Genomic DNA, 13,856 nt, shown 5'->3' with positions numbered 1-13,856 from the left:
GGTCGTCGCGCTTTCACCGTCCGTCACGTTACGAAGTCCGAGAGTTGGTCCAACCGTGGAACTGGGTCTGTCGATCGCCCTGCTCGTCTTCAGTGGTCTGCTGATGCTGCTGGTGCTGATGCACAAGGGCAAGGGCGGCGGCCTGTCCGACATGTTCGGCGGCGGCATGCAGTCCTCCGTCGGCGGTTCCTCCGTGGCCGAGCGCAACCTGGACCGCATCACCATCGTCGTGGGGCTCATCTGGTTCGCCATCATCGTGGCCCTCGGCATCATGATGAAGACGTCCTGAACCCATCCCCGGGACGACCGAAAGCGTCCCCCGTACGAGGTGTCGATCGTGTTCCGGCGCTGACGCACCGCTGACAGGGGGGCCACCCTGCTGCCTATCATGAGGACCGCGTTCCGCAACGGGAGGTAACTCCCACGCCGGGACGCGCGTTGGGCCCTACACAGATTCGGGGCAACTTCGCAGCACCTTGAGGCAGGGAGTTACGACCGTGGCAGGTGGCAACGCGATCCGGGGCAGCCGGGTCGGGGCGGGGCCGATGGGCGAGGCGGAGCGCGGTGAGTCCGCGCCCCGCCTCCGCATTTCCTTCTGGTGCTCCAACGGGCACGAGACGAAGCCCAGCTTCGCCAGTGACGCGCAGGTTCCGGACACCTGGGACTGCCCCCGGTGCGGCTTCCCCGCGGGCACGGACCAGGACAACCCGCCGGCCCCGCCGCGCACGGAGCCGTACAAGACACACCTCGCCTATGTGCGGGAGCGGCGCTCCGACGCGGACGGCGAGGCGATCCTCGCCGAGGCGCTGGCCAAGCTGCGCGGCGAGATCTAGCCCCTCCCGGCCTGCCGCGCGCCCCGCACACCCCGCGGGTCGGCGGGAAATCGGCGGGCTTCGGGCGGCCCCGGGCCGCCCGCCCTCTAGAGTCGTCCACGGCGGGGTTACGGACGACAAGGATGGGCTGACAGCGCAGATGAATGCAGCAGGCGCACCGTTCGGCGAACGGCTCGACCGCTTGCCGGAGTGGACCGCTCTGGCCGAACACCGCAAGCGGCTGGGTGATGTGAGACTGCGGGACCTCTTCGACGCCGACCCCGGGCGCGGCGAGCGGTACCACCTCCAGGTGGGCGACCTCTACCTCGACTACGGCAAGCACCTCGTCACGGACGAGACGCTCGCGCTGCTGCGGGCACTCGCCGACGCCACCGGGGTCGCGGCGCTCCGCGACGCCATGTTCCGCGGCGAGAAGATCAACAACACCGAGGGCCGGGCGGTCCTGCACACCGCGCTGCGCGCCCCGCGGGACGCCGTCGTCGAGACGGACGGGGAGAACGTCGTCCCGGCCGTGCACGCCGTGCTGGACCGGATGGCGGCCTTCTCCGAGGAGGTGCGCTCGGGCCGCTGGTCGGGCCACACCGGGCGGCCGATCCGCACCGTCGTGAACATCGGCATCGGCGGCTCCGACCTCGGGCCGGCGATGGCCTACGAGGTGCTGCGCCCCTACACGGCCCGCGAGCTGGACTTCCGCTTCGTCTCCAACGTGGACGGCGCGGACCTGCACGAGGCCCTCCGCGGCCTCGACCCGGCCGAGACGCTGTTCGTCGTCGCCTCGAAGACCTTCACCACCATCGAGACGATCACCAACGCCCGGGCCGCGCGGGACTGGCTGCTGGCCGGCCTCGGCGGGGCCGAGGAGGCCGTCGCCCGGCACTTCGTGGCCGTGTCGACGAACGCCGCGAAGGTGGCCGAGTTCGGTATCGACCCGGCCAACATGTTCGAGTTCTGGGACTGGGTCGGCGGCCGGTACTCCTACGACTCGGCCATCGGGCTGTCCCTCATGGTCGCCATCGGCCCCGAGCGGTTCCGGGAGATGCTGGACGGCTTCCACCTCGTCGACGAGCACTTCCGCACGGCGCCGCCGGAGGCCAACGCTCCCCTGCTCCTGGGGCTGCTCGGCATCTGGTACGGGGCGTTCTTCGGGGCCGAGTCGCACGCCGTGCTGCCCTACTCCCACTATCTGAGCCGCTTCACCGCCTACCTGCAGCAGCTCGACATGGAGTCCAACGGCAAGTCGGTGGACCGCGAGGGCCGTCCGGTGAGCTGGCAGACCGGGCCCGTCGTGTGGGGCACGCCCGGCACCAACGGGCAGCACGCCTACTTCCAGCTGCTGCACCAGGGCACCCGGCTCGTCCCCGCCGACCTGATCGGCTTCGCCGAGCCCGTGCCCGAGCTCGGCCCGCTGCGGGAGCAGCACGACCTGCTGATGGCGAACCTCTTCGCCCAGGGCCAGGCGCTCGCCTTCGGCAAGACGGCCGACGAGGTCCGCGCCGAGGGCGTCGCCGAGGAGCAGGTGCCGCACCGCACGTTCCCGGGTAACCGCCCCACGACGACGATCCTGGCCTCGGCCCTGACCCCGTCCGTGCTCGGCCAGCTCATCGCCCTCTACGAGCACAAGGTGTTCGTCCAGGGCGCGGTGTGGAACATCGACTCCTTCGACCAGTGGGGCGTGGAACTGGGCAAGGTGCTCGCCAAGCGCATCGAGCCGGCTCTGACCGGCGCGGCCGACGTCCCGGGTCTCGACGGCTCGACGGCCGCGCTCGTCGCCCGCTACCGCGCGGCGCGCGGCCGCTGACCGCGGCGGTGGGCCGGACGGGGTGCGCGGCCGCCCGTCCGGCCCACCGGGGCCCGCGTCCGGCCCACCCTCGTGAAAACTCGCACAAGCTCCCGCATACCATGGGTCCGTGCCGAACATGCTCAAAGCCGCGCGTAATCCCCTGGCGTACATCGACAGCCGCTGGACGCCGTCCCAGCGCACGCTGCGGCGGGCCACCCTGGCCGCGGTGCTCATGAGCGTCGTCATCGTCGTCACCGGCGGAGCGGTCCGGCTGACCGGCTCGGGGCTCGGCTGCGACACCTGGCCCAAGTGCACCGACGACAGCCTCTTCGCCACCCCGGAGATGGGGCTGCACGGTGCCATCGAGTTCGGCAACCGCATGCTGACGTACGTGCTGTGCGCAGCCGTCGGCTGGGCCATCGTCGCCGCCCGCAGCACCGCCCCCCGCCGCCGGGGTCTCACCCGGCTCGCCTGGGCCCAGTTCTGGATCGTGCTGGCCAACGCCGTGCTCGGCGGTATCACGGTGCTGACCGGGCTCAACCCGTACTCCGTCGCCGGGCACTTCCTGCTGGCCACCGCGCTCATCACCCTCACCCTGCTGACCTGGCACCGGGCCGGTGAGGGCGATGCCCCGGCCCGTCCGCTCGTCGGGCCCCGGGTCCGGCAGCTCGGCACGGCACTGCTGCTCGCCACGGCCGCGCTCATCGTCGTCGGCACCGTGGTCACCGGGGCCGGGCCGCACGCGGGGGACAGCAGCGAGGTGCCGCGCATCCCGCTGGAGTGGGAGGCCGTCACCCGGGCACACGCCGCACTCGCGTGGCTCGTCGTGGCACTGACGCTGGCCCTGTGGCTGCTCCTGCGCGCCGTGGACGCCCCGCCCGGGCCGCTGGCGCGCACCCGGGACCTCGCGCTGGTGCTCGCCTCGCAGATCGCCGTCGGATACGTCCAGTACGTGACGGACGTGCCCGAGCTGCTCGTCGGCGTGCACCTGCTCGGCTCGACGCTCGTGTGGATCGCCGTCCTGCGCGTCGTGCTGTCCCTGCGCGAGCGCGGCACACCGCCGGTGGCCGGAGCCGCCGAGACGGCCGGGGAGGGCGCCCAGCCCGTCGCCCCCGCGGCCGCCGCCGTCTGAGCCGGCGCCAGGCCCTGAGCCGATCGGCCCGGGTCCCAAGCCGACGGGCCCGGCCCGTCCTCCCGGTGCGGGAGGACGGGCCGGGCCCGGTGCGGACCGCGTGTGCGCGGCGGCGCCCGGTGGCCGCCGCGGCGGGGCTCAGCTGTTGCTGGGGCCGCCGATCTGCATGCCGGCCATGCGCGTCCACTCGTACGGTCCGGTGCGCACCTTGGCCGCCATCTCGCCGTCGAAGCTCTCCCGGACGGTGATGCCCGCCTTCCGCACGGCCTCCTCGGCGACGGCGTGGCTGGTGGCCACGAGGTCGCCCCAGCCGCCGTCCTCACCGACGAGGACGATGCGGACGCCGCGCTGCCCGATGTAGGCGAGCTGGCCCTCGGCGCTGCCGCCGTGCTGCCGCGTGAACGCGGTGATCTGCTTGGCCAGCCGGGCCGCCTGCCGCTGCGCCCTGGCGTCCGCCTTCTGCTCGGGCTTCGGGGTCTCGCTGCTCTGCGTGTCTGCCATGGGCCAAGGCTACCGCCGGGTAGTCGGCCGGGGCAGCGTGGGCTGCGCCACGGCCGCCGCCGGGACGACGGGCGCTCAGCGGGAACATGACCGGCGCCGGAGCGCGGTCAGCGCAGGAACGGGTCGATGGCGACGGCGGAGAAGAGGATCGTGACGTAGACGATCGACCAGTGGAAGAGCCGCATCTCCTTGAGCTTCGGCCCGGTGACACCGGCCTTCGCCCGGGCCTGGAGGGCGTGGGCCTCCCACAGCCACCAGCCGCCCGCGGCGAGCGCCGCCGTCGTGTAGAACCAGCCCACGTAGCCCAGCGGCCACAGGGCCAGCGAGACGCCGACCATGACCCAGCTGTACCAGACGATCTGCCGGGCCACGACGCGGTTGGAGGCCACGACCGGGAGCATGGGCACACCCACCCGCGCGTAGTCGTCCTTGACCTTCATCGACAGCGGCCAGTAGTGCGGCGGCGTCCAGAAGAAGATCACCAGGAACAGGATGACCGCGGCCCAGCTCACCTCGTTCGTCACCGAGGACCAGCCGATCAGCACCGGCATGCAGCCCGCGATGCCGCCCCACACGATGTTCTGCGCGGTGCGCCGCTTGAGCAGCATCGTGTAGACGACGACGTAGAACAGCAGGGCGCCGAGCGAGAGGGCCGCCGAGAGCCAGTTGACGAGCAGGCCGAACCACAGCGTGGACCCGACCGCGAGGGTCAGGCCGAAGACGAGGCCCGCGCGGGGCGAGACCACGCCGGTGACCAGCGGGCGCTGCGCCGTGCGGTCCATCAGCGCGTCGATGTCCCGGTCGATGTACATGTTGAGGGCGTTGGCGCCACCGGCCGACAGATAGCCGCCGACGCAGGTGTAGAGCACCAGCAGCAGGTCGGGCACACCCTGTGCCGCCAGGAACATCACCGGGATGGTCGTGGTGAGGAGCAACTCGATGATGCGGGGCTTGGTGAGGGCCACGAACGCCTTCACCCGCGCCATGGCGGGCGGGCCCGAATGCGTCCCCTGGTCCGGCGCGATACTCCCCGCGGGACGGGATTCGACGGCCGTCACGAACACCCCTGATCACAAGCGACATCCGCGGCTCGCACCGCAGTGGGAACAAGCGAGGGCCAGACCCCTTGCGTCCGGCCGCGTCTCGCACGTACTACGCCACTTTAGACGGCTGGCCTACTCGGCCAGATCGCGGGGTGGCCGTGTTGGCCCGGTATGCACTCCCGGGCCGCCCGGTCGCATGGGGTCCGGATTTGTCCGCTCCGCACGTGAGGTCAGGGCCCCGGCGGGGTACCGACGACGTGACCACAGGGTGAGCACCGGCGGGCGGGCCCCGCGGTCGGCGGTAGGCTCGGCATCGCGCGGTGAGGGACAGGTCACCGGCTTTTCGTATGCGGAGAGGAGCCCTGAGCCAGGGTGAGCACCAAGCCGAACACCACAGATGCCGAGACCTTCGCCTGGACCGAGCTGGACCAGCGGGCCGTCGACACCGTTCGCGTCCTGGCCATGGACGCCGTGCAGAAGGTGGGCAACGGACACCCGGGCACGGCGATGAGCCTCGCCCCGGCCGCCTACGTCCTCTTCCAGAAGCTCATGCGGCACGACCCGGCCGACGCGCACTGGGCGGGCCGGGACCGCTTCGTGCTGTCCGTGGGCCACTCCAGCCTGACGCTCTACATCCAGCTGTTCCTGGCCGGCTACGGCCTGGAGCTGGAGGACCTCAAGGCCTTCCGCACCTGGGACAGCAAGACGCCGGGTCACCCGGAGGTCGGTCACACGGTCGGCGTGGAGACGACGACGGGCCCGCTCGGCCAGGGCATCGGCAACGCGGTGGGCATGGCGATGGCCGCCCGCTACGAGCGCGGCCTGTTCGACCCGGAGGCACCCGCGGGTGAATCCCCGTTCGACCACACCGTCTGGGTGCTCTGTGGCGACGGGGACCTTCAGGAGGGCGTGGCCGCCGAGGCCTCCTCGCTGGCCGGCCACCAGAAGCTCGGCAACCTCGTGGTGCTGTGGGACGACAACCACATCTCCATCGAGGGGGACACCGAGACGGCCGTCTCCGAGGACACCCTCAAGCGCTACGCGTCCTACGGCTGGCACGTCCAGCGCGTCGACCAGGCGGAGAACGGCGACCTGGACCCGAAGGCGCTCCACCAGGCGCTGCGGGCCGCCCAGGCCGAGACCTCGCGCCCCTCCCTCATCGCGGCCCGCTCGATCATCGCCTGGCCCGCGCCGAACGCGCAGAACACCGAGGCCTCCCACGGTTCGGCCCTCGGGGCCGAGGAGGTCGCCGCCACCAAGCGCGTCCTCGGCTTCGACCCCGAGGCGGACTTCCCCGTCGAGGACGCCGTCCTCGCCCACACCCGCAGGGCCCTGGAGCGGGGCGCCGAGGCCAAGGCCGCCTGGGAGAAGGAGCTGGCCACCTGGCGCGACGCCAACCCGGAGCGGGCCACGACCTTCGACCGGCTCCAGGAGCGGCAGCTGCCCAAGGGCTGGCGCGAGGCCCTGCCGACCTTCGAGCCCGGCAAGGACGTGGCCACCCGCAAGGCCTCCGGCGCCGTACTGAAGGCGCTGGGCGGCGTGCTGCCCGAGCTGTGGGGCGGCTCCGCCGACCTCGCGGGTTCGAACAACACCACCATCGCCGAGACCTCGTTCCTCCCGGTCGGCAACAAGCTGCCCACCGCGGACCCGTACGGCCGCACCATCCACTTCGGCATCCGCGAGCACGCCATGGGCTCCGTCATGAACGGCGTGGCGCTGCACGGCAACACGCGGATCTACGGCGGCACCTTCCTCGTCTTCTCGGACTACATGCGGCCCGCCGTGCGGCTGGCCGCGCTGATGAGGACCCCCGTCACCTACGTCTGGACGCACGATTCGATCGGCCTGGGCGAGGACGGCCCCACCCACCAGCCCGTCGAGCACCTGGCCGCCCTGCGCGCGATCCCGGGGCTGAACATGGTCCGGCCCGCCGACGCGAACGAGACGGCCGTCGTGTGGGCGGAGATCATGGAGCGCTTCGAGCGCCACCCCGCCCCGCACGGTCTCGCTCTCACGCGGCAGAACGTGCCCACCTACGAGCCGGACCAGGACGCCGCCAAGGGCGGGTACGTGCTGTTCGAGGCCGAGGGCGGCAGCCCCGACGTGCTCCTGATCGCCACCGGCTCGGAGGTGCAGCTCGCGGTCGAGGCCCGGGAGGCGCTGCAGGCCGAGGGCATCAGGGCGCGGGTCGTGTCCATGCCGTGCGTGGAGTGGTTCGAGGAGCAGGACCAGGCCTGGAAGGACGCGGTGCTGCCGCCGTCCGTACGGGCCCGAGTCACCGTCGAGGCGGGCGTCGCCCAGTCGTGGTACCGCTACCTGGGAGACGCCGGCCGTGCCGTCTCGCTGGAGCACTTCGGCGCCTCCGCCGACTACAAGACGCTCTACCGCGAGTTCGGCATCACCGCCGAGGCGGTGACGACCGCCGCCCGCGAGTCCATCGAAGCCGCGGCGCGCTGACGACCGCCCGAACAGCGACAAGCAGGAGATGTAATTCCTATGACAGACGCACTCAAGCGCCTCTCCGACGAGGGCGTCGCGATCTGGCTGGACGACCTGTCGCGTGAGCGCATCACGTCCGGCGGTCTCGCCGAGCTGATCGACCAGCAGCACGTCGTCGGCGTCACCACCAACCCGTCGATCTTCCAGAAGGCGATCTCGGCCGGCGACGGGTACGAGCGCCAGCTCGAGGACCTCGCCGCCCGCCGCGTCTCCGTGGAGGAGGCGCTGCGCATGATCACCACCGCCGACGTGCGGGACGCGGCCGACATCCTGCGGCCCGTCTACGAGGCCACCGGCGGCCGGGACGGCCGGGTCTCCATCGAGGTGGACCCGCGCCTGGCCCACCACACCCGGCCCACGGTCGCCGAGGCCCGGCAGCTCGCCTGGCTCGTCGACCGGCCGAACACGCTCATCAAGATCCCGGCCACCCTCGACGGCCTGCCGGCCATCACCGAGACGATCGCCGCCGGCATCAGCGTCAACGTCACGCTGATCTTCTCGCTGGAGCGCTACCGCCAGGTGATGGACGCCTACCTGACCGGCCTGGAGAAGGCCGACGCCAAGGGCCTGGACATCTCCCGGATCCACTCGGTGGCGTCGTTCTTCGTCTCCCGCGTGGACACCGAGATCGACAAGCGGCTCGACGCCCTGGGCACCGAGGACGCCAGGGCGCTGCGCGGCAAGGCCGCCCTCGCCAACGCCCGCCTGGCCTACCAGGCGTACGAGGAGGTCATCGCCTCCGACCGCTGGAAGGCACTGGAGGCCAAGAACGCCAACGTGCAGCGCCCCCTGTGGGCCTCCACCGGCGTCAAGGACCCGGCCTACCCGGACACCCTCTACGTCACCGAGCTGGTCGCCCCGAACACCGTGAACACGATGCCGGAGCCCACGCTGGAGGCCACCGAGGACCACGGCGAGATCAAGGGCGACACCGTGCGCGGCACCTACGCGCAGGCCCGCGCCGACCTCGACGCCATCGCGGCGCTCGGCATCTCCTACGACGAGGTCGTGGCTCTGCTGGAGCGCGAGGGCGTCGAGAAGTTCGAGGCCTCCTGGACCGACCTGCTCACCTCCACCGAAGCCGAGCTCAAGCGTCTCGCCCCGAAGGAGGCGTAAGCACGGTGACCAGCCCGGCAGCAGATCCGGCGGGCGACGGCAATCCGCTGCGTGACGCACAGGACCGGCGGCTCCCGCGTATCGCGGGGCCGTCGGGCCTGGTCATCTTCGGTGTCACCGGAGACCTGTCCCGCAAGAAGCTCATGCCAGCCGTGTACGACCTCGCCAACCGCGGGCTGCTGCCGCCGGGCTTCTCGCTCGTCGGCTTCGCCCGCCGGGACTGGGAGCACGAGGACTTCGCGCAGGTCGTCCACGAGGCCGTCAAGGAGCACGCCAGGACGCCGTTCCGCGAGGAGGTCTGGCAGCAGCTCGCCCAGGGCATGCGGTTCGTGCCTGGCGTCTTCGACGACGACGCCGCCTTCGAGACCCTGAAGGCGACGATCGAGGAGCTGGACAAGCAGCGCGGCACCGGCGGCAACTTCGCCTTCTACCTCTCCGTGCCGCCCCGGTTCTTCCCCACCGTCGTCCAGCAGCTCAAGAAGCACGGGCTGTCCGACGCCCCCGAGGGCTCCTGGCGGCGGGCCGTCGTCGAGAAGCCCTTCGGACACGACCTGCGCAGCGCGCAGGAGCTCAACGAGACCATCCACGGCGTCTTCCGTGCCAGCCAGGTCTTCCGCATCGACCACTACCTCGGCAAGGAGACGGTCCAGAACATCCTGGCCCTGCGGTTCGCGAACACCATGTTCGAGCCGCTGTGGAACCGCTCCTACGTCGACCACGTGCAGATCACGATGGCCGAGGACATCGGCATCGGCGGCCGGGCCGGCTACTACGACGGCATCGGCTCCGCCCGCGACGTCATCCAGAACCACCTCCTCCAGCTCCTGGCCCTCACCGCGATGGAGGAGCCCTCCTCCTTCGACGCGAAGGCGCTGGTGACGGAGAAGCTGAAGGTGCTCAACGCCGTCCGGCTGCCCGCCGACCTCGGCCTGCACACCGTGCGCGGCCAGTACACGGCCGGCTGGCAGGGCGGCGAGAAGGTGCTCGGCTACCTGGACGAGGAGGGCATCAACCCCAAGTCCAAGACGGACACCTACGCCGCGATCAAGCTGGAGATCGACAACCGGCGCTGGGCGGGCGTGCCGTTCTACCTGCGCACCGGCAAGCGGCTCGGACGCCGGGTCACCGAGATCGCCATCGTCTTCCAGCGCGCTCCCTACTCGCCCTTCGACACCACCGACACCCAGGAGCTCGGTCAGAACGCGCTGGTCATCCGGGTGCAGCCGGACGAGGGCGTCACCATCCGGTTCGGCTCCAAGGTGCCCGGCACCTCCATGGAGATCCGCGACGTGACGATGGACTTCGCCTACGGCGAGTCCTTCACCGAGTCCAGCCCCGAGGCGTACGAGCGGCTGATCCTGGACGTGCTCCTCGGGGACGCCAACCTCTTCCCCCGGCACCAGGAGGTCGAACGCTCCTGGGAGATCCTCGACCCGATCGAGGAACACTGGGAGAAGCACGGCAAGCCGGAGCCCTACGCCGCCGGTACGTGGGGCCCCAGGGCGGCCGACGAGATGCTGGCACGCGACGGTAGGAGCTGGCGGCGGCCATGAACATCGACCTCACACACACCACGTCCAGCCAGATCAACGCGGCCCTGGTCAAGGCCCGCAGGGCGGCCGGCTTCCCGGCCGTCGGCATGGTGCTCACCCTCGTCATCGTCACCGACGAGGGCAACCACTACGACGCCCTCAAGGCCGCCAGCGACGCCTCCCGCGAGCACCCCTCCCGCATCCTCGTCGTCATCCGCCGACCCGGCCGCTCCCCGCGCGACCGCGCCCAGGCCCGGCTGGACGCCGAGGTGCGGCTCGGCGGCGAGACCGGCACCGGCGAGACGGTCCTGCTGCGGCTCCACGGGGAGCTGGCCAGCCACACCTCCAGCGTGGTCCTGCCGCTGCTGCTGCCGGACGCGCCCGTCGTCGTCTGGTGGCCTGAGGACTCCCCGGCCGTCCCCTCGCAGGACCTCCTCGGCAACCTCGCCCAGCGCCGCATCACCGACGCCGCCCGCACCGAGGACCCGACGGCCACCCTCGCCCACCGGGCCGGGACGTACGCCCCCGGCGACACCGACCTGGCCTGGACCCGCATCACCCCCTGGCGCAGCGTCCTGGCCGCCGCGATGGACCAGCGGGCGGTCGGCCAGCGCCGGATCACCGTGACCGCCGCCGTCGTCGAGGGCGAGGAGCACAACCCCAGCACCGAGCTGCTGGCCCTGTGGCTCGCGGACCGGCTGCGCGTCCCGGTGGAGCGCGCCCTCTCCGACGGCCCCGGCATCACCGCCGTACGGCTCGCCACCCCCGAGGGCGAGATCTGCCTCGACCGCCCCGACGGGCGGCTCGCCCTGCTCGCCGTCCCCGGCCAGCCCGACCGGCACGTGGCCCTCCACCGGCGCTCCACGGCCGAGCTGATCGCCGAGGAGCTGCGCCGGCTCGACCCGGACGAGGCCTACCACCACGCCCTGTGCCACGGCCTGGACAGCCTCGGCGGGCCCGGCCGGGCGCCGGCGTCGGAGCCCGCGGCGGCCCCGGCACCGAAACGCAAGGCCCAGAACCGGAAGGCGGCCGCCCGATGACCCCCTCCACCCAAGTCGTCGTCCACCGCAACAAGGAGGAGCTGGCCCGCGCCACCGCGGCCCGGCTCGTCACCACCCTGGTCGCCGCCCAGACCGAGCGCGGCACCGCCTCCGTCGTCCTGACGGGAGGGCGAAGCGGCATCGCCCTGCTCGAAGCCGTCGCCGCCTCTCCCGCCCGCGACGCGGTCGACTGGGCCCACCTCGACGTGTGGTGGGGCGACGAGCGCTTCCTGCCCGCGGGCGATCCCGAGCGCAACGAGACGCAGGCCCGCGCCGCCCTGCTGGACGCGGTGCCGCTCGACCCGGCCCGGGTGCACCCGATGGAGCCCTCAGGGGGTACCTTCGGGGACGACGCCGACGCCGCGGCGGCCGGTTACGCCGCCAGGCTGGACGCCGCCGCCCTGCCCCAGGACCACGGCCCGGTGCCCTCGTTCGACGTGCTGCTCCTCGGCGTCGGCCCCGACACCCACGTCGCGTCGCTGTTCCCGGAGCTGCCCGGCGTGCGGGAGACGGAACGGACCGTCGTCGGCGTGCACGGCTCGCCCAAGCCTCCACCCACCCGGGTGTCGCTGACCCTGCCCGCCATCCGGGCCGCCCGCGAGGTGTGGCTGCTGGCCGCCGGCGAGGACAAGGCGCAGGCCGTCGCCGTCGCGCTCAGCGGCGCCGGTGAGGTCCAGGCTCCGGCGGCGGGCGCCCACGGCCGTACCCGCACGCTGTGGCTCCTGGACGAGACCGCCGCCTCCCGGCTCCCCGCCGACTTCCAGCCCTCCCCGTCCTGACGGCGGGTTCGGGCTCCGGGCGGGCTCAGGCCAGCTCGTCGGCCATCGAGGGCACCACCTCGGGGGGCCGGACGGGCCGGACGAGGAGGGAGACGGCGCACCCCAGGGTGGACACGGCCATCACCACGTACATCAGCCGGTAGTCCAGCACCCCGATCAGGGCCGCGCCCGCCGCCAGCGAGAGCGACTGGGCCCCGTCCCTGGCGGTGTTGACGACGGCGTTCACGCGGCCCTGCATCCGGGCCGGGGCGTACAGGTGGCAGGCGGTGCCCAGCACGACGGCGAGGAACGGCAGTCCCACGCCGATGAGCGTCACCCCGGCCAGGAAGGGCACCAGGCTCGTCGAGACGCACAGCAGCAGCCCCAGTGCGACGAGCCCGTACCCGAGGCAGCTCGTGCGGACGTCGCCCAGACGGCGGATCAGCTGCCCGGCGAGCAGCCCGCCCAGCACCGATCCCGCCCCCTGGACGGAGGCCATCACGCCGACGAAGGCGGCGGCCCGCCCGAGCCCCTGGTCGACGGCCGCGAAGGCGGCGGTCTCCAGCATGCCGACCATGCCGAGGAAGAACGTCATGGCCAGGGTCAGCCGGAACAGCAGGGGGACGTCCCGGACGTGGCGCCAGCCGGCGGCCAGCGCGGTGCGGAACCGCTCACCCGCGGGCTCCGGCTCGGACTCCACCACCGTGACGGAGGCCAGCAGCAGGGCCGCGACCGTGAGGGTGAGCGAGCCCAGGGCGGCCAACGCCCCGCCGCCGAAGGCGACGTACACGCCCGCGCCGACCACCGGCGAGACGATCCGCACCCCCTCCCTGGTGGCGATGAGCAGCGATCTCGCCTGGACGGCCTCGGAGGACCGCAACAGGTCCTTCAGCAGCGCCTGCCGCGCCGGGGTGGCGACGAGGACGCCGTAGGCCGCGGCGACCGTGTAGACGATCCACAGCTGCCCGCTGTCCTCGACCGCCAGCAGCGCGAGGACCAGCACGGCCATCGCGCCGTACATCCGCAGCAGCAGCGGTTTGCGGTGCACCCGGTCCACGAGGTGCCCCAGCAGCGGGGCGGCGAGACCGGGCACGGTCAGCGCCAGGATGACGCCGCCGGCCGCGGCGTCGGAGCCGGTGAGGTCCTTCGCCCAGATGGCGAGGGAGAGGAACATGGCGCTGTCCCCGAAGCTGGAGACGGCCTCGCCGGCGAACACCCGGCGGAACTGCGCGTTACGACGAAGAAGCACCCACACGGGCTGGCCTCCACTGGTGTACGGGGGAGGCGGGGGCGGAGCACCCGGCCGGGTGCTCCGCCCCCGCCCTCCGGTCGGGCGTCGGCTCAGCTCTCGCCCATGGCGACGCGCAGGCTCTTCGGGCGCATGTCCGTCCACACCGTCTTGATGTGGGCCAGGCACTCCTCCCGCTCACCGCTGACGCCCGCGTCGTGCCAGCCCGCGGGCAGCGGACGCCCCTCAGGCCACAGGCTGTACTGCTCCTCGTCGTTGTGGACGACGGTGTAACGGCGCTCGGTGGTGGTGAGCTCGCTCATGGTTCCGGTTCCCTTCGGATGGTGGGTGTGGGTGGTGGGTAGCGGCTTCGCGTGGGCGGGCGAGGCACGGT

The 13,856-nt window shown here is 72.4% G+C and carries 13 protein-coding genes; 9 read left to right on the top strand and 4 right to left on the bottom strand.

Annotation, left to right across the window (positions count from 1 at the left end; genetic code table 11):
• The first annotated feature begins 61 nt into the window (after positions 1-61).
• From secG to HPT28_RS11355, 4 genes are all read left to right on the top strand, one after another.
• Positions 62-289 carry a preprotein translocase subunit SecG gene (gene secG / locus HPT28_RS11370; protein WP_219090921.1) on the top strand — a complete coding sequence of 76 codons (228 nt, stop codon included), beginning with the start codon at positions 62-64 and terminating at the stop codon, positions 287-289.
• Positions 290-497: 208 nt separating this feature from the next.
• Positions 498-833 (top strand): RNA polymerase-binding protein RbpA, encoded by a 336-nt coding sequence (locus HPT28_RS11365; RefSeq protein WP_219090901.1) that lies wholly within the window; start codon positions 498-500, stop codon positions 831-833.
• Positions 834-972: 139 nt separating this feature from the next.
• The gene (gene pgi / locus HPT28_RS11360) at positions 973-2,631 is read left to right on the top strand and encodes a glucose-6-phosphate isomerase (RefSeq protein ID WP_219090900.1); all 1,659 of its coding nucleotides are present in this window, start codon (positions 973-975) and stop codon (positions 2,629-2,631) included.
• A 118-nt stretch (positions 2,632-2,749) separates the two neighbouring features.
• Entirely contained in the window at positions 2,750-3,745 is a 996-nt protein-coding gene (locus tag HPT28_RS11355) for a heme A synthase (protein WP_219090920.1), read from the top strand.
• 138 nt (positions 3,746-3,883) lie between these two features.
• Here HPT28_RS11355 and HPT28_RS11350 read toward each other — a convergent pair whose 3' ends face one another.
• Complete coding sequence (locus tag HPT28_RS11350; protein WP_219090899.1) at positions 3,884-4,246, bottom strand: hypothetical protein; 363 nt, start codon at positions 4,244-4,246, stop codon at positions 3,884-3,886.
• Positions 4,247-4,353: 107 nt separating this feature from the next.
• Positions 4,354-5,304: a heme o synthase gene (locus HPT28_RS11345; protein WP_219090898.1), complete on the bottom strand. Its 951-nt coding sequence runs from the start codon at positions 5,302-5,304 to the stop codon at positions 4,354-4,356.
• A 357-nt stretch (positions 5,305-5,661) separates the two neighbouring features.
• Here HPT28_RS11345 and tkt point away from each other — a divergent pair, with 357 nt between their 5' ends.
• From tkt to pgl, 5 genes are read left to right on the top strand one after another with little or no spacing between them, the layout of a single operon-like run.
• Positions 5,662-7,746, top strand: a complete 2,085-nt coding sequence (gene tkt / locus HPT28_RS11340; protein WP_219090897.1) for a transketolase — start codon at positions 5,662-5,664, stop codon at positions 7,744-7,746.
• Positions 7,747-7,785: 39 nt separating this feature from the next.
• Positions 7,786-8,904, top strand: coding sequence for a transaldolase (gene tal, locus HPT28_RS11335; RefSeq protein ID WP_219090896.1), 1,119 nt, complete (start codon positions 7,786-7,788; stop codon positions 8,902-8,904).
• Positions 8,905-8,909: 5 nt separating this feature from the next.
• A complete protein-coding gene (gene zwf, locus HPT28_RS11330; RefSeq protein ID WP_219090895.1) occupies positions 8,910-10,457 on the top strand; it encodes a glucose-6-phosphate dehydrogenase in 1,548 nt (515 codons plus the stop codon).
• A complete protein-coding gene (gene opcA / locus HPT28_RS11325) occupies positions 10,454-11,476 on the top strand; it encodes a glucose-6-phosphate dehydrogenase assembly protein OpcA (protein WP_219090894.1) in 1,023 nt (340 codons plus the stop codon). Before zwf ends, opcA begins: the two co-directional genes overlap by 4 nt.
• A complete protein-coding gene (gene pgl, locus HPT28_RS11320) occupies positions 11,473-12,255 on the top strand; it encodes a 6-phosphogluconolactonase (protein ID WP_219090893.1) in 783 nt (260 codons plus the stop codon). Before opcA ends, pgl begins: the two co-directional genes overlap by 4 nt.
• 25 nt (positions 12,256-12,280) lie before the next feature.
• On the opposite strand, the gene HPT28_RS11315 is transcribed toward pgl, so the two are convergent.
• Both HPT28_RS11315 and HPT28_RS11310 read right to left on the bottom strand, forming a co-directional pair.
• Positions 12,281-13,483 carry an MFS transporter gene (locus HPT28_RS11315; protein WP_219090892.1) on the bottom strand — a complete coding sequence of 401 codons (1,203 nt, stop codon included), beginning with the start codon at positions 13,481-13,483 and terminating at the stop codon, positions 12,281-12,283.
• A gap of 92 nt (positions 13,484-13,575) precedes the next feature.
• The gene (locus HPT28_RS11310; RefSeq protein WP_219090891.1) at positions 13,576-13,785 is read right to left on the bottom strand and encodes an MbtH family NRPS accessory protein; all 210 of its coding nucleotides are present in this window, start codon (positions 13,783-13,785) and stop codon (positions 13,576-13,578) included.
• Positions 13,786-13,856 lie beyond the last annotated feature (71 nt).

Origin of the sequence: Streptomyces sp. JJ38 (assembly GCF_019303475.1) — a bacterium.
Classification (GTDB): Bacteria; Actinomycetota; Actinomycetes; order Streptomycetales; family Streptomycetaceae; genus Streptomyces.
The sequence above is the reverse complement of the archived record's forward strand: the minus strand, read 5'-3'. Positions and strand labels throughout refer to the sequence as shown.